This window comes from Marinobacter fuscus (assembly GCF_003007675.1).
Taxonomy (GTDB): domain Bacteria; phylum Pseudomonadota; class Gammaproteobacteria; order Pseudomonadales; family Oleiphilaceae; genus Marinobacter; species Marinobacter fuscus.
In genome coordinates, this window is record NZ_PXNP01000023.1 from 173,350 (window position 1) to 188,440 (window position 15,091).

The following is a 15,091-nucleotide window of genomic DNA, read 5'->3' on the forward strand; positions in this document are numbered from 1 at the left end:
GTCAGTCCAGACGGTTCAGGATCAGGAATTCAAGCAGCGCCTTCTGGGCGTGGAGCCGGTTTTCTGCTGCATGCCAGACGGCCGATGCGGGGTGCTCCATCATATCAGCGGAGACTTCCTCGCCACGGTGTGCAGGCAGGCAATGCAGGAACAGGGCATCATTATCTGCCAGGGTCATCAGCGCCGGGTTGATCTGGTAGCTGCTGAAGGCTTTTTCGCGGGCCTTTTGTTCATCTTCCTGACCCATCGAGGCCCAGACATCTGTTGCCAGCAGGTTGGCGCCACGAGCGGCCTCTTCGGGGGTTCGAACCAGAGTGATGCGTTCAGCGTGCTGTTCCATCAACTGGCTGGATGGCTCGTAGCCTTCCGGGCAGGCGATGTTGAGGTGGAATCCGAATTTTTCTGCGGCATTCATGTAAGAATGGCACATGTTGTTGCCGTCACCAATCCAGGCAACAGTGGCGCCCTTGATGCTGCCTCTGAGCTCACGGTAGGTTTGCATGTCGGCCATCAGCTGGCAGGGGTGATAATCGTCGGTGAGGGCGTTGATGACCGGTTTGCTTGAAGCTGCGGCAAAACGTTCCACGGTATCGTGGCCAAACGTGCGGATCATTACCGCGTCGACCATGCTGGAGATAACGATGGCAGAGTCTTCGACGGGTTCGCCCCGGCCAAGCTGCGTATCGCGTGATGACAGGAACATGGCGGTGCCGCCAAGCTGGGTCATACCTGCTTCAAACGATACCCGTGTCCGGGTGGAGGATTTCTCGAAAATCATCGCCAGGACTCGGTTTTTCAGTGTGTCCCGAGTCTGGCCGTTTCGCCATTCCTTGCGCAGACGGGAGGCGTGATCCAGCACGTCCTCCAGCTCTGCGGTGGTCATGTCACTTAATGTCAGAAAGTGTCTTGCTGCCATGAAAGGCCCCTGTTTCAAGCAAACCGCCCGTTAGGAAAAGCCGTCAAGTTTATCCCGTCAGTATCGTGAAAACAACGCTGGCAGTTAACGCCTTGTTCTGGATCAAAGCGCCTGGTTTGGTGGCGGATCGGGGACCCGTGTACAATGGTGGGATTAGCCCGTGTACGGCACATTCGATGTCAAACCAGAGGTATTTGTTCATGGATATCAATGCAACCATCAAGACCCAGCTTGAAGAAAACCCGGTCATTCTTTATATGAAGGGGACGCCACAGGCGCCTCAGTGCGGCTTCTCTTCGCGCACCGTGCAGGCGTTGATGTCCTGTGGTGAGCGCTTTGCGTTCGTCAATATTCTCGACAACCAGGAGTTGCGGGAAGCCCTGAAGGTGTATTCCAGCTGGCCAACCTATCCGCAACTTTATGTGAACGGCGAGCTTGTCGGCGGTTGCGACATCGTGCTGGAAATGGCCGAAAGCGGTGAGCTGGCGAAGGTGGTAAAAGCGGCTGTTGGCGAAGCCAGCGCCTGATATCACCGCATAATCACCACGGGGGCGGGGTGAATATCAGTTTCACCTCGAACCGGTCTGAATCCTGGTTGTCTGGTTTCGGGTAGGGGCTTGCGGCCAGAGCGGTTCTGTACACCGTTTCGTCTATAACTTGTACGCCGCTGGACGATACAACCCTTGCCCGTGTGAGCGCTCCATTGGGCATCAGTCTCAGTTCAATTCCCATCGTTACGGTGCTTCCGAGTTGTGATACCGCGGGTATCCGTTGATGCTCCAGTTGTTGTGCCAGGTGGCTGGCCAGTTTGATCAGGTATGGATCGGTTTCACTCGGCGATTTGCTGACCTGATTCTTTGTATTCTGTTCAAGCTCCCGGCGGTGCAGGCTGGGGTTTTGTTGTGCTGCCGGAGAGGCGCCTGTGGACGATGGCGTGTTTGGTGCTGCCGGGCTGGCGTATGAGGTGCGCTGCCGGTCAGGTTCGGGCGCTTGTTTTCGGGCGCTTGTTTCCGGGGTTTGCGTTTTGGCGACCGGCTCTGGTAAGGCTTTCGATTTGGAATCTGTTCGCTGTTGAGATGGCGTGGAGGCCAGTTGCGCCTTGTCCGGAACCGGTGTGGAGCCCGGGGAGACAGGAGCCGGGGGTCGCGAGAGCGACGCCAGCATAATTTCCACCCGGGGCCGTGACACTTCTTGGTGCGCAGTAAAGGCTGGCAACCCGGCCAAAGCCAGTGTGTGAACGACCAGAGCCACCGACAGCGCCAACCATAATCGATAGCCTGCCGGCGCGGAAGCCGAGGGCAGATCCGAAACCGGCATTGCGGTCAGGCGGTTTTCGTGCGCAGGTTGCCGACTACGGCGTTCAGCGCGCGGTCGATCAGCGCGCCTTGCTCCAGCATCGTCATCCGTCCCCGGCGCATTTCATGTGCCAGTTCGATTCTGTTCTTTTCAATGACCTTCAGTCCCATGCGGTTAACAAACACATAGCTGCCAGCCTCTTCGATTATTGCGGAGAGCTTGCACCGGAAGCTTGCGCCATTTACCAGGCGGAATTCGACCCAGTTGCCCACCTCCAGACTTTCCAGTTTGGTAACATACTCGGCCACCGCTGCGTCCTCCAACTCCTGCTGCCGCTCGACGGCACTTGGATGGCCGGGATCTGCCGGTTCTGTGCCAGGCACGCTGTCAGGATCATCCTGCCGCGCTTCAATAGCCGCATTGGTTCGGAACGCGTTGGCCAGTTCATGTTTCAGTTCTTTGATAACCTGGTCGAGGCGCGCGGTGTTGTAGGAGACTTGTTCCAAACCTGCGCGCAGGGACTTCAGTAATCCGGGAACCACCCGAACCCATTGCTCCCGTTCCTCGCTTTCCTCGTGGGGGTGCAGACACCAGATCAGGTCGTCTACAACGCGCACCGATTCATACCAGCGGTGCTCCGTATCATCCTTGAGGTAGGCAAGAAACAAGACCCTGCTCCAGCCGTTCGTCAGCATGTCGGTCACGGTCTCCGGGAGCCGGTAACGATTGACCTTTTCTTTCAAGAGCGAATCAACGGCTTCCTGCGCTTTCTGGGATTTAATTCGGCCACGTTCAGATTCCCGCGTGCGCTGCTCTACAAGCTGGGACTTCCTGTTTTCCCGTTCCAGAAACTGTTCAAATTCATTGTTGAGTGTTTCGAACAGGGTAATGTCTCCATCAAACTCGTTGAGTATTGTCTGAACAACTTCATGAATGCGGTCGAAAAGCTTGTCCCGGGCTTTTTCGTCGCTGTTGCTCCACCCGATTCCGGCCTTGGCCAATGAGTTAAGTAGCCGTCTGGCAGGGTGGGAGGTCTTGCTGAAGAAGCTCTTATCTTTGATGACCACTTTCAGAATAGGGATCTGAAGACGGCTGATCAGTACCTGAACGGGAGCCGACAGGTTGTAATCATCCAGAATAAACTCGAACAGCATGGAGACCAGGTTGATTAGATCCTCATCGATCTCGTTGAGTGCTGGCTTCTTTCCATCTCCGTTATCGGCCTGGGCCAGTAATGCATGAACCACCTGCCTCAGATCCAGTGTTACAGGCTCTCCGGTGCTCAGATCTCCATTGTCCGGTGGTGGAGCCGGGTTGGCCGGTATCTGGCTGAGCATCGACACAAGCTCCGTGCCACCGACGATTCTCAATGACGCATCGGAACTGCGTGGAGGCGTACCGGCCTGGCTGCGTTGCAGCGCGAGCATTTGTTGAATCTGGGAGAACAGAGCCGACTCTTCGGGGCTGGGGGGTTGCGGAGCGGCCGCTGGCCGAAGTGAGTCAGAGTGACTGCCCGTGGGCTGCCTGGATTGTTCCTGATCTTTTCTGCCATGAAAACGGAAGTTGGGAATAACGCCAGCCTGAACCAGGATCCGGTTTGCCTCGTCGAGCAGCATGCCCAGGTTGGAAATAACATAGCGATCGAACTGTTTGAGCAGAATCAGGCGCTCGCGAATCTGGATATCGAGGGCCTGGATCGATTCTGTGAAGGCGTTGCACAGGTGATCCGGTGCCATCGGGTTAACGGGATTGTCTTCGGTTGCGTCGGGGTATACTTCTGTGAACCGAGCCTGCAACTGTAACAGAGGCCCCTGAAAGTGTGCCTTGGCTTTGGTGGCCATGGCATTAAAGGCAACCTGCTCTTCCAGATCGTCGTTGCCAACCAGAGACAATGAGTCTGCATTGGCTGGCTGCACACTCTCGCTGCCGCTGAGTTGGCGGGTGTGGGGCGGGTTGGAGAAGAAGCGCGCCACGGTGTTCTGAAATTGTCGCTCAACGCCTTTTCGCTTGATGCGGATCTCCCGCATCGCTTCGAAATACCGGTTTTGTTCGTTATTGCTTCGAGCGTTGTTGGCCAGCTCAAACAGGGAGTCATCGACGGCGTCGAATGCGCCCTGAAGCAAATCACCCAGCCCTGCAGTGACGGTATCGCGAATGCGAGCCACCTCGGCGGGGACGGGGGCATCCCCCGTTGAAGCCTGATGCTCGCGGAGATAGTGTATGCCGGACTGCTTATTCATGGCCGACTCCTGTTTACGCCTCAACCGGATACATGACCGAGCTCGTTTCTTATACGTCGATTCTGATTATTGGTTAAATTTAGCTCATTTTGGCCAATATGAACATGACTAAAAACTAACCTTGCGACGCGGTTAATGACTGGCAGTACGCTTTCTCTTTCGTATGCCGTGGACGATGGCGGCTTTGACCACGTTATCCTTTATCTGCAGGACTTCTATGCGATGCCCTTCAACTTTCAGGCACACGTTGGTGTCGGGAATGTTTTCCAGGGTTTCTGTGATCAGTCCATTGAGGGTTTTCGGGCCGTCTGTGGGTAAGGTCCAGCCAAGCGTTTTGTTGATGGTGCGAACTGCGGTGCTGCCATCAATAATATAGGTGCCATTGTCCTGCGGAATGATGTCCGGAGAGGTTGCCGCGTAATCCGTGGTGAACTCACCCACAATCTCCTCAAGAATATCCTCCAGTGTGGCAAGCCCCAGCACGTCGCCATACTCGTCTACAACAATGCCAAACCGGCGTTTACCTTTCTGGAAATTCAGCAGTTGGGTATTTAGCGCGGTGCTTTCCGGAATGAAATAGGGTTCCTGGCACAACTGCATCACCATCGCTTTGTTGATTTCGGTTTCCTGCAGCAGTTTTGCGGCGCTGCGCAGGTGCAGGATGCCCTGGATATTATTGATGTCGCCCTTGAAGACCGGCAGGCGGGTATGTTGGCTGCTTCTGAGCTGTCGCAGAATGGTGTCTGTATCGTCGTCCAGATCGATGCCTACCACGTCGTTCCGGGGCACCATGATATCGTTGACTGTCACGTTTTCGAGATCCAGGATCCCAACCAGCATGTCTTTATGGCGGGCCGGAATCAGGGCGCCGGCCTCGTTTACAACCGTTCGCAGCTCTTCCCGGCTGAGATGATCCTCAGATGCCTGGGCAGAGGAAATGCCGAGTATTCGCAATATGCCGCTGGTAAACAGGTTTACAGACCACACCAGGGGGTAGAGCAGCTTCAGCAGGGGGCCGAGAACGTAGCTGGCGGGGAAGGCGATCTTTTCCGGAAACAAGGCTGCCAGGGTTTTGGGCGTGACCTCGGCAAAAATGAGAATGACGATCGTCAGGAGCACGGTGGCAATCGCGATGCCGGCATCGCCCCAGATCCGGATAGCAATAACCGTGGCAATAGCAGAGGCAAAAATGTTGACGAAATTGTTGCCGATCAGGATAACGCCAATCAGCTGATCCGTTCGGTTGAGCATGCCCTGGGCGCGTTTGGCACCCTTGTGGCCGGTTTTAGCCATGTGTTTGAGCCGGTACCGGTTCAGGGACATCATGCCGGTTTCAGAGCTGGAGAAAAACGCAGAAAATGCGATCAGAGCGACCAGAAGAGTAAACAGCGCCGGAAGCGACGTCTCGTTCAAAAGTGGAACCCTTTTGTGATTGGTAAACTGGGAAAATAGATTTTGACAGGGAGGGGTGTCAAGACAGTCTCACCCGTGCACTTGTAGATTTGTTCAGATACCCCGGTGAAACACCAGCTCCAGAACAAATTTGCTGCCGTAAAAAGCCAGCATCAGCAGTGCGCAGCCTGCCAGTGTCCATCGGCTGGCAGTCATGCCGCGCCAGCCTTTGGTGTAGCGCCCAACCAGCAGGCCGACAAACACCAGCAGCGAGAGCAGGGAAAATACGGTTTTATGGGCAAGATCCTGGGCGAACAGATCCTCGATGAAGATGGCGCCTGTGACGATTGCCAGTACCAGTAGCACGACACCTGCCCAAACCATCTCGAACAACAGAGACTCCATGGTTTGCAGGGGGGGAAGGTTGCGAATCAGGGGGCTGTTGTAGTTGTGCTTCAATTGGCGGTTCTGGATATAGAGCAGAACGGCCTGAATGGCAGCGAGTGTGAACAGGCTGTAGGCCGTCACAGACAGGGCGATGTGCGACAACATGCCGTAATTCTGTTCCGGTACCAGCCGGGACGGAGCATGCGTAACCAGTGCCATTACGATGGTTAGCGCGGCAATCGGGTAAGCGGCGATAAACAGGCTTTGTACGGGTTTGCTGAGGTTAAGGCCGAGCAGCAAAAATACGATAAACCAGGAAATCAGAATCGAGCTTTTGAAAAAGCTCAGATCAAAACCACCATCCAGATGCACGGTCTGGGCGATAAGCAGGCCGTGCCCGGTCAGGGCGAGTACGCCAATCAGGGTAGTGATGGCCAGATTGCTTTCGACCTTGCCACGGAAGTGAAGTGCCTGGAGCGCGGTTCCTACGCTGTACAGAAAAAGTGCGGTAACCGCGAGAATCAGCGTTCCCATGACGTCCTTTATCGCATTGCCTGATGGAGTGAATTCGGCGCGGAGTTGTTAAGAGGCTCCGTAGTCTGGGTATAATGTCGCGATTATGCAACAGGAATCAAGCGGGCCAGCCCGGTTCCTTGATCTGTGTGAACAATTTCTCCGGGGTACGGAAGAGTAACATGTTTGAGAATCTCCAGGACCGGCTATCCGGCAGCTTGCGCAAGATCTCCGGTCAGGCGCGCCTGACCGATGAAAATATCAAAGACACGCTCCGCGAAGTCCGTATGGCGCTTCTCGAGGCCGACGTGGCGCTGCCGGTCGTCAAGGCGTTCATTGAGGGAGTGCGCGAGCGTGCGATCGGGCAGGAGGTGCAGCGAAGCCTGACCCCGGGCCAGGTGTTCGTAAAGGTGGTTCAACAGGAGCTGGAGCGGGTGATGGGCGATGGCAATGCCAGCCTGAACCTGACCACCAGACCGCCAGCTGTGATTATGATGGCTGGCCTGCAGGGGGCGGGTAAAACCACGACCGTTGCCAAACTCTCGCGATTTCTGAAAGAGCGCGAGAAGAAGTCGGTTCTGGTTGTGAGTGCAGACATATACCGGCCGGCCGCGATACAACAGCTGCAAACTCTGGCCGGTGAAGTGGGTGTCGAGTTTTTTCCCAGCACCATCGAGCAGGATCCGGTAGAGATTGCCAATAGCGCCATCGACGCGGCCCGGCGCAAGCACATTGATGTTGTGATTCTGGATACCGCGGGTCGCCTGCATGTCGATGAGCAGATGATGGGCGAAATTGGCCGTCTTCATAAGGCGGTTGACCCGGTCGAGACCCTGTTTGTGGTCGACGCAATGACGGGGCAGGATGCGGCGAATACGGCCAAGGCGTTCAACGATGCGCTACCGCTGACCGGTGTGGTGCTTACCAAGACAGATGGCGATGCCCGTGGCGGTGCAGCCTTGTCGGTTCGGCACATAACGGGTAAGCCGATCAAGTTCCTGGGTGTGGGCGAGAAGACGGATGCTCTTGAGCCTTTCTTCCCGGATCGTGTTGCCTCCCGTATTCTTGGTATGGGTGATGTGCTGTCTCTTATTGAAGAGGCTGAGCGCAAGCTGGATCGTAAAAAAGCAGAAAAGCTGACCAAGAAGATCAAGAAGGGGAAGGGGTTTGACCTGGAAGACTTTCGGGATCAGCTGCAACAGATGAAGAATATGGGTGGTATCGGCGGCCTGCTCGACAAATTGCCGGGCATGGGGCAAATGGCCCAGATGGCCCAGGCGCAGGTTAACGACAAATCTGTTGGGCAGATGGAAGCGATCATCAGTTCCATGACGCCGAAAGAACGCCGCTATCCGGATGTCATCAATAATTCCCGCAAGCGCAGAATTGCCGCAGGGTCGGGTACCCAGATCCAGGATGTGAACCGGTTGCTGAAGCAGCACAAACAAATGTCCAAGATGATGAAGAAGTTTGGCAAGAAAGGCGGTGCGGCCAACCTGATGCGTGGTCTTGGTGGTATGATGCCCCCTGGCGGAGGCGGTGGAATGCCTCCGTTTGGCCGTATGTAAAAAGCCTTACACATAAAATAGGGAAACTGCTTGTTTCCCTGTTTTCTTTGGCGCTCTTTTGACATAGAATAGCGCCCCTTTCGAGTATGGGTATTCTCGTCAGGCGCCTCCGGGTGCGATGAGAAACGTACAAAGTTCGTACAACAGAACAGGATATTGGTCGAAATGGTTACAATCCGTTTGGCTCGTGGCGGCTCCAAGAAGCGCCCGTTTTACCATCTGACAGTCACTGACAGCCGTAACTCACGTGATGGCCGTTTTATCGAGCGTGTTGGCTTCTTCAACCCGGTCGCCCAGGGTCAGGAAGAGCGTCTGCGTGTTAACCGCGAGCGCGTCGATTTCTGGCTGGGCCAGGGTGCGCAGGCGAGTGATCGCGTTGCACAGTTGCTGAAGACGGCTGAGTAAGAGTACGTTCCACCGGGGTAGTAAAGGCATGACGCAGACTTCGCAGGAAACTGTGATCGGCCGGATCACCTCGGTGTTCGGAGTGAAGGGGTGGCTCAAAGTCTTCTCTTACACAGATCCGAAAGAAGGAATTCTTGATTACCGGGACTGGACATTGCTCCTGGACGGTAAGCGGATTCCGATAAAGCTTGAAGATGGTCGCCGCCAGGGGCAGGGGATTGTCGTCAGGCTTAAAGGTATTGATGATCGTGATCTTGCTCGCAGTTACTGCGGGGCTGAGATTCGTGTTCCTACCGAGCAACTGCCGGAACTGCCGGAAGGCGAATTCTACTGGCATCAGCTCGAAGGGCTGGAGGTGATCACGATCGGAGGTGAGTGCCTGGGTAAGGTTCACCACCTGCTGGAAACAGGTTCCAATGATGTCCTGGTGGTTCGCGCAACCCCGGCTTCGATAGACCAGCGTGAGCGTCTGATTCCTTATCTGCCGGATCAGGTTGTCCGGGATGTGGATCTGCCGGCTTCCCGTCTGGTGGTCGAGTGGGATCCGGAGTTCTGACGGGTGTGGATTGGCGCAGTCAGTCTGTTTCCGGAAATGTTTTCTGCGGTAACGGATTACGGGATAACCGGACGGGCGGTACGTGAAGGTCTGCTGACCTTCAAATACTGGAATCCGCGGGATTATACCCACGACCGTCACCGAACGGTGGATGACCGGCCCTATGGTGGAGGGCCCGGGATGCTGATGAAGATTCAGCCTCTGCGGGATGCCATACAGGCCGCTCGGGCATCGGCACCCGGTAAAGCTTGCGTGGTCTACCTGTCACCTCAGGGTGAACGGTTGGATCAATCGGTGGTGGAGTCCCTGGCCGCCGAACAGAGGCTGATCCTTGTTGCCGGTCGCTATGAAGGTGTTGATGAACGCCTGATAGCGGCGGAAGTTGACCGGGAAGTTTCCCTTGGGGACTTTGTCCTTTCAGGTGGTGAGCTGGCGGCAATGACTGTTATTGATGCGGTTACACGCCTCATCCCCGGAGCGCTGGGTCATGCGCAGTCGGCAGAGCAGGATTCTTTTGCCGACGGTTTGCTGGATTGTCCGCACTACACCCGGCCCGAGGTATACGAAGGTCAGGCGGTGCCGGAAGTTCTTTTGGGCGGTCACCATGAACAGATCCGGCGTTGGCGGTTAAAAGAATCGCTGAGGCGAACCAGAGAGCGACGCCCCGACCTGCTGGAACAGCGGGTAGTTACGGAAGAAGAGCGAAAGCTGCTGGATGAAATTTTGAACGAACCGGGTGCCTCTGAAACATCAGGGCATTGAGAGATTGAGTATCAGGAGCATTACGATGAGCGGCAAAAACAACATCATCAGTCAACTTGAAGCAGAACAGATGACCAAGGAAATCCCTGCGTTTGCGCCGGGCGATACCGTGGTTGTTCAGGTTCGCGTAACTGAAGGCAACCGTGAGCGTCTGCAGGCGTTCGAGGGCGTTGTTATCGGTAAGCGTAACCGTGGCATGAACTCTTCCTTCACCGTTCGTAAGATTTCTTACGGCGTGGGTGTTGAGCGTACCTTCCAGACTTTCTCCAAGCTGATTGGCGATATCAAGGTGAAGCGTCGTGGTGACGTTCGCCAGGCCAAGCTGTACTACCTGCGTGACCTGTCTGGTAAGGCGGCCCGCATTAAGGAAAAGCTTGGTTGATTCCGGTTTCCGGATCAGTCCCGAAAAGGCAGCCTTTATGGCTGCCTTTTTTGTACGTGGCTGTAATGGAAAAGTGTGTTGGAGGGCGGTGGTGTGTCTCGGCCAGAAAATGAGCAGTTGATTGAGCGGTTCAGCGATGCCATTTGGCTTGAAGACGGGCTGGGAGAGAAAACCCGACAGGCCTACGCCAGTGATTTACGGCGGCTGTCTGGCTGGCTGGATCAGCAGCCAGGGGCACCCCTGCTTGCTTCTGCGAGTCGCACGAATTTGCTGGGTTGGCTGTCCCGGGGCCTGAGTGATGGTCTGAAGGCAACTACGGCAGCCCGTCGTCTGTCCGGTGTCCGGCGTTTCTATCGCTATCTTCTGCGAGAGGGGGTTATTGCCGAGGATCCGACGCTCAGGCTGGATAGTCCTCGCTTGCCCCGGCGCCTGCCGGAGACCCTGACAGAAGCTGATGTGGAGACGCTTCTGGCAGAGCCGGATCCGGAGATACCGGTGGAGTTGCGGGATCGCGCCATGCTGGAAATTCTGTACGGATGTGGCCTTCGGGTGTCTGAACTCACGGGGTTAACGGTGGGCCAGGTGAATCTTCGCCAGGGGCTTGTCCGTATTCTGGGGAAGGGTGGGAAGGAGCGCCTGGTGCCGCTGGGCGAAGAGGCCGTGGACTGGCTCCTTCAGTACATGCGTTTGGCGCGGTCAGAGTTGCTCAGGGGTAAGACCAGCGATGCTTTGTTTCCCGGCAATCGTGCAACAGCCATGACCCGGCAAGCGTTCTGGTACAGAATCAAACTGTACGCCGTGCGCTCAGGCATCAGCAAGCCGCTGTCGCCCCACACGCTTCGCCATGCTTTTGCAACGCACCTTTTGAATCATGGTGCGGATCTGAGAGTGGTGCAAATGCTGCTTGGGCATTCGGATCTGTCTACGACACAGATCTATACCCACGTTGCGCGCCAGCGTTTGCAGGATCTTCACCGTTCGCATCATCCCAGGGGTTGAGGTGGCCTTCAAATGCTGCTGAACTTATTCCGCATTTCCGTGTCGCAGACACCATACGTAACCACAGAGGTAGTTTTCAGCTCATGAATATCAAATCATTCGCCTTGGCGGGCTCTATGCTTTTTGCAGTCGTTGGGGCGTCCGGTGTCTTTGCCAGCGAGGCAGAAGACCGCATTTCGGCAAAACTCTCTAATGCGGTACCCGGTCTTCAGGTGACCTCTGTTCGTGAGTCGGAAGCCAAAGGGTTGTACGAGGTTCAGAGCAATAACGGCGAGACAATTTACACCACCGCCGATGGTACCTACGTTCTGACCGGTGATTTGCTGAAAATTACGGACAACGGTATCGCCAATGTAACAGAGGCCTCTAGAGCCACGCAGCGCCTTGCGCGTATGTCGCAATACGGTGGCAAGGGCGTTATTGCCTACCCGGCGAACGGTGAAGAAAAAGCGGTCATTGATGTATTCACGGATATTGACTGCCCTTACTGCCGAAAGCTGCATGATGAGGTCGGGCAACTGAATGATTATGGCATCACCGTGAACTATTACGCGTTCCCGCGTTCCGGTCCGGAAACGCCGTCGTTCAAAAAGTATGTCTCGGTTTGGTGTTCCAGCGACCAGCAGGCGGCGATGGATGACGCCAAGGGCGGCAAAACGATCAAGTCGAAGACTTGCGACAATCCGGTGGCAGAGCAGTATCGCCTGGGTAGCCAGGTTGGTGTAACCGGTACGCCCGCCATCCTGCTTGAGGACGGAAACATGATTCGTGGCTACGTGCCTGCCCGCAGCCTGGCCGAGGGCCTGGGTCTTCTGTAATTTGCCAATATCGCCTGATCTCTCTTCTGTTGGCGTAATTGTGATCTGTTCAGGGCTTATTCAGTTGGCCCTGAACGGGTATACTATGCGGCCTTAAATGCAATCCATCAGCACCCCTATCGGGAACAGAGGTGAGAGCTTGAAAGACGTCAATGTCGGAATCTGCGGACTGGGCACCGTTGGCGGCGGTACATTCAATGTCCTGACTCGCAACGCGGCAATTATTGCGGGCCGGGCTGGCTGTAATATCCGGATTACCCGGGTGGCGAGCCGCCGTGGCCGGGATGATCTGGCGCTGGGAGATATTCCCTTCACGACAGACATTTATGACGTTGTGAACGATCCGGCTATCGATGTGGTGGTGGAACTGATTGGTGGCTACGATGCAGCGAAAGAGCTGGTGCTGGCTGCCATTGGTAACGGCAAGCACGTGGTAACCGCCAACAAGGCGCTGATTGCCGTGCACGGTAACGAAATTTTTGAAGCGGCCGCCAAGGCGGGCGTTGTGGTGGCCTATGAAGCGGGTGTTGCTGGTGGCATTCCCGTGATCAAGGCGGTGCGTGAAGGTCTGGCGGCTAATCGCATCGATACCATCGCCGGTATTATCAACGGCACCGGTAACTACATTCTCACCGAAATGCGCGCGGGCCGCGAGTTCAGCGAGGTGCTGAAAGAAGCCCAGGCGCTGGGGTATGCCGAAGCCGATCCTACCTTTGATGTTGAAGGGATCGACGCGGCACACAAACTCACCATCCTGGCGGCCTCCGGCTTTGGTGTGCCTCTGCAGTTTGAAAAGGCGTACACCGAAGGTATCTCCGGCATCACCCCTTACGACATTGCCCATGCTGAGCTGCTTGGCTATCGGGTAAAGCATCTGGGTATCGCCCGTCGCCGGGAAGAGGGTATCGAGTTGCGGGTGCAGCCGACTCTGGTACCCCAGAGCCATCTGATTGCTCAGGTTGACGGCGTTCTGAATGCGGTGCTGGTGGATGGCGATGCCGTGGGCCAGACCATGTATTACGGCCCGGGCGCTGGCGACGAAGCCACCGCCTCTTCGGTGATTGCCGACATTGTGGATGTGGCCCGCATTGTCGCCGGTGGCGGAGGCCAGACGGTGCCCTACCTTGGCTTTGCTCCCGAGGCGTTGGAAGATCTTCCGGTTCTGCCAATGGAAGATGTGCAGTCTGCCTATTACCTGAGGATTCAGGCCTTCGACCATCCGGGTGTGCTGGCCAAGGTTGCCGCCATTCTCAGCGAGCATGGCATCAACATCGAGTCGATCATGCAGAAGGAATCGGAATTCAAGGATGGCAGGATTCCGGTCATCATCCTGACCCATACGGTGCAGGAGCGTCAGATGAACCTGGCGATCGAAGAAATGGAAGCTCTGGCCGATATTGACGGCCAGGTGGTTCGCATCCGCGCCGAAAACTTCAACTGACAGGTACGCACGTGAGATACATCAGTACTCGGGGTGAAGCCCCCGCTCTTGGCTTTGAAGACGTATTGCTGACCGGCCTGGCCACCGACGGCGGCCTGTATGTGCCGGAGTCCCTTCCGCACTTCAGCCTGGAGGAGATCCGAAGCTGGCGTGGTCTGCCCTACGCGGAACTGGCCTACAAGGTGATGTACCCGTTCGTCGAGGACGCCATTCCGGCGGATGACTTCCGGGCCATGCTCAATGAAACCTACAGTGTGTTTGGTCATCAGGCGGTTGCGCCGCTGGTGCAGCTCGACAGCAACGAGTGGGTGATGGAGCTGTTCCGCGGGCCAACCCTGGCGTTCAAGGATTTCGCGCTGCAGTTGCTGGGCCGTTTGCTGGATTACGTGCTGGAAAAGCGTAAGCAGCACGTGGTCATCATGGGGGCCACCTCCGGAGACACCGGCTCTGCCGCCATCGAAGGTTGCCGCCGTTGTGAGCATGTGGACATCTTTATCCTGCATCCGCACCAGCGGGTGTCGGAAGTGCAACGCCGCCAGATGACCACGGTGCAGGGCGATAATATTCATAACATCGCGGTGAAAGGCAATTTTGATGATTGCCAGCGCATGGTGAAGGAAAGCTTTGGCAACCAGTCGTTCCTGGGTGGAAAGACCCAGCTGGCGGCCGTCAATTCCATCAACTGGGCCCGCATCATGGCCCAGATTGTCTACTACTTTCAGGCCTCGCTGGCGCTGGGTGGCCCGGATCGCAGCATGGCGTTCTCGGTACCCACCGGTAACTTCGGTGACATTTTTGCCGGTTATCTGGCCAAGAAGATGGGCCTGCCTGTTAGCCAGCTGGTGATTGCCACCAACCGCAACGACATCCTGCATCGCTTCATGAGCGGCAACAAGTACGAGCAGCACCAGCTCGAGCATACCCTGTCGCCCAGCATGGATATCATGGTTTCCAGCAACTTCGAGCGTTTGTTGTTCGATCTGCATGGCCGTGACGGTGCGGCGGTGAAAACGCTGCTGGAAAATGCCGCCAAAGGCCCGGTCAGCATCGAGGACTACCGCTGGAAGCATGCCCGCAAGCTGTTTGACAGTGACGCTGTGGACGACAAGACCACCTGCGACACCATCCGCGAGGTGTACGAGCAGAACGAATACCTGCTCGATCCGCACACCGCCATCGGTGTTCGGGCGGCCCGGAACTGCCGTCGGGATTCCGCGGTACCCATGATTACCCTTGGCACCGCCCATCCGGCCAAGTTCCCGGATGCCATTACCGAGTCCGGCCTGAGCGTCAAGCCCCAGCTGCCAGCGCACATGGCGGATCTGTTCGAGCGGGAAGAGCGCTACACCGTGCTGGAGAACAGCGTGTCGGAAGTGCAGAGCTTTATTGGCAAGCACTGGAAGAACGCCTGATCCG

General features: G+C 56.3%; 15 protein-coding genes. 10 read left to right on the forward strand and 5 right to left on the reverse strand.

All coding sequences use genetic code 11. The features are described 5' to 3' along the window. Window position 1: 1 nt before the first annotated feature. Window positions 2-916 carry an ornithine carbamoyltransferase gene (argF, locus tag C7H09_RS06740; RefSeq protein WP_106761836.1) on the reverse strand — a complete coding sequence of 305 codons (915 nt, stop codon included), beginning with the start codon at window positions 914-916 and terminating at the stop codon, window positions 2-4. A gap of 200 nt (window positions 917-1,116) precedes the next feature. Between argF and grxD the strand changes: the two genes are divergently transcribed. Then, window positions 1,117-1,443: a Grx4 family monothiol glutaredoxin gene (grxD, locus tag C7H09_RS06745; protein WP_106761837.1), complete on the forward strand. Its 327-nt coding sequence runs from the start codon at window positions 1,117-1,119 to the stop codon at window positions 1,441-1,443. Between the two features lie 13 nt (window positions 1,444-1,456). Here grxD and C7H09_RS06750 read toward each other — a convergent pair whose 3' ends face one another. The 4 genes from C7H09_RS06750 to C7H09_RS06765 all read right to left on the reverse strand — a co-directional run bounded on the left by C7H09_RS06750 (window position 1,457) and on the right by C7H09_RS06765 (window position 6,765). Further along, window positions 1,457-2,233: a TonB family protein gene (locus C7H09_RS06750; RefSeq protein ID WP_106761838.1), complete on the reverse strand. Its 777-nt coding sequence runs from the start codon at window positions 2,231-2,233 to the stop codon at window positions 1,457-1,459. A gap of 5 nt (window positions 2,234-2,238) precedes the next feature. Then, entirely contained in the window at window positions 2,239-4,452 is a 2,214-nt protein-coding gene (locus C7H09_RS06755; protein ID WP_106761839.1) for a DUF1631 domain-containing protein, read from the reverse strand. Window positions 4,453-4,584: 132 nt separating this feature from the next. Continuing rightward, the gene (locus tag C7H09_RS06760; RefSeq protein ID WP_106761840.1) at window positions 4,585-5,865 is read right to left on the reverse strand and encodes an HlyC/CorC family transporter; all 1,281 of its coding nucleotides are present in this window, start codon (window positions 5,863-5,865) and stop codon (window positions 4,585-4,587) included. Between the two features lie 93 nt (window positions 5,866-5,958). Further along, window positions 5,959-6,765 (reverse strand): cytochrome C assembly family protein, encoded by an 807-nt coding sequence (locus C7H09_RS06765; protein WP_106761841.1) that lies wholly within the window; start codon window positions 6,763-6,765, stop codon window positions 5,959-5,961. Window positions 6,766-6,926: 161 nt separating this feature from the next. Here C7H09_RS06765 and ffh point away from each other — a divergent pair, with 161 nt between their 5' ends. The 9 genes from ffh to thrC all read left to right on the forward strand — a co-directional run bounded on the left by ffh (window position 6,927) and on the right by thrC (window position 15,087). Beyond that, entirely contained in the window at window positions 6,927-8,312 is a 1,386-nt protein-coding gene (ffh, locus tag C7H09_RS06770; RefSeq protein WP_106761842.1) for a signal recognition particle protein, read from the forward strand. A gap of 165 nt (window positions 8,313-8,477) precedes the next feature. Next, window positions 8,478-8,717 carry a 30S ribosomal protein S16 gene (rpsP, locus tag C7H09_RS06775; RefSeq protein ID WP_106761843.1) on the forward strand — a complete coding sequence of 80 codons (240 nt, stop codon included), beginning with the start codon at window positions 8,478-8,480 and terminating at the stop codon, window positions 8,715-8,717. Between the two features lie 28 nt (window positions 8,718-8,745). After that, window positions 8,746-9,273, forward strand: coding sequence for a ribosome maturation factor RimM (gene rimM / locus C7H09_RS06780; protein WP_106761844.1), 528 nt, complete (start codon window positions 8,746-8,748; stop codon window positions 9,271-9,273). Window positions 9,274-9,276: 3 nt separating this feature from the next. Further along, complete coding sequence (gene trmD, locus C7H09_RS06785; protein WP_106761845.1) at window positions 9,277-10,035, forward strand: tRNA (guanosine(37)-N1)-methyltransferase TrmD; 759 nt, start codon at window positions 9,277-9,279, stop codon at window positions 10,033-10,035. A gap of 25 nt (window positions 10,036-10,060) precedes the next feature. Beyond that, window positions 10,061-10,417 carry a 50S ribosomal protein L19 gene (gene rplS / locus C7H09_RS06790; RefSeq protein WP_106761846.1) on the forward strand — a complete coding sequence of 119 codons (357 nt, stop codon included), beginning with the start codon at window positions 10,061-10,063 and terminating at the stop codon, window positions 10,415-10,417. 93 nt (window positions 10,418-10,510) lie between these two features. Then, window positions 10,511-11,416 (forward strand): site-specific tyrosine recombinase XerD, encoded by a 906-nt coding sequence (gene xerD / locus C7H09_RS06795; RefSeq protein ID WP_106761953.1) that lies wholly within the window; start codon window positions 10,511-10,513, stop codon window positions 11,414-11,416. Between the two features lie 83 nt (window positions 11,417-11,499). Continuing rightward, window positions 11,500-12,234 (forward strand): thioredoxin fold domain-containing protein, encoded by a 735-nt coding sequence (locus C7H09_RS06800; RefSeq protein ID WP_106761847.1) that lies wholly within the window; start codon window positions 11,500-11,502, stop codon window positions 12,232-12,234. Between the two features lie 139 nt (window positions 12,235-12,373). Beyond that, window positions 12,374-13,675 carry a homoserine dehydrogenase gene (locus C7H09_RS06805; protein WP_106761848.1) on the forward strand — a complete coding sequence of 434 codons (1,302 nt, stop codon included), beginning with the start codon at window positions 12,374-12,376 and terminating at the stop codon, window positions 13,673-13,675. 11 nt (window positions 13,676-13,686) lie between these two features. Beyond that, complete coding sequence (gene thrC / locus C7H09_RS06810) at window positions 13,687-15,087, forward strand: threonine synthase (RefSeq protein WP_106761849.1); 1,401 nt, start codon at window positions 13,687-13,689, stop codon at window positions 15,085-15,087. Window positions 15,088-15,091 lie beyond the last annotated feature (4 nt).

Coding starts and splice junctions, on each gene's coding strand:
- argF (WP_106761836.1), bottom strand. CDS start 916: ATGGCAGCAAGACACTTTCTGACATTAAGTGACATGACCACCGCAGAG.
- grxD (WP_106761837.1), top strand. CDS start 1,117: ATGGATATCAATGCAACCATCAAGACCCAGCTTGAAGAAAACCCGGTC.
- C7H09_RS06750 (WP_106761838.1), bottom strand. CDS start 2,233: ATGCCGGTTTCGGATCTGCCCTCGGCTTCCGCGCCGGCAGGCTATCGA.
- C7H09_RS06755 (WP_106761839.1), bottom strand. CDS start 4,452: ATGAATAAGCAGTCCGGCATACACTATCTCCGCGAGCATCAGGCTTCA.
- C7H09_RS06765 (WP_106761841.1), bottom strand. CDS start 6,765: ATGGGAACGCTGATTCTCGCGGTTACCGCACTTTTTCTGTACAGCGTA.
- ffh (WP_106761842.1), top strand. CDS start 6,927: ATGTTTGAGAATCTCCAGGACCGGCTATCCGGCAGCTTGCGCAAGATC.
- rpsP (WP_106761843.1), top strand. CDS start 8,478: ATGGTTACAATCCGTTTGGCTCGTGGCGGCTCCAAGAAGCGCCCGTTT.
- rimM (WP_106761844.1), top strand. CDS start 8,746: ATGACGCAGACTTCGCAGGAAACTGTGATCGGCCGGATCACCTCGGTG.
- rplS (WP_106761846.1), top strand. CDS start 10,061: ATGAGCGGCAAAAACAACATCATCAGTCAACTTGAAGCAGAACAGATG.
- C7H09_RS06800 (WP_106761847.1), top strand. CDS start 11,500: ATGAATATCAAATCATTCGCCTTGGCGGGCTCTATGCTTTTTGCAGTC.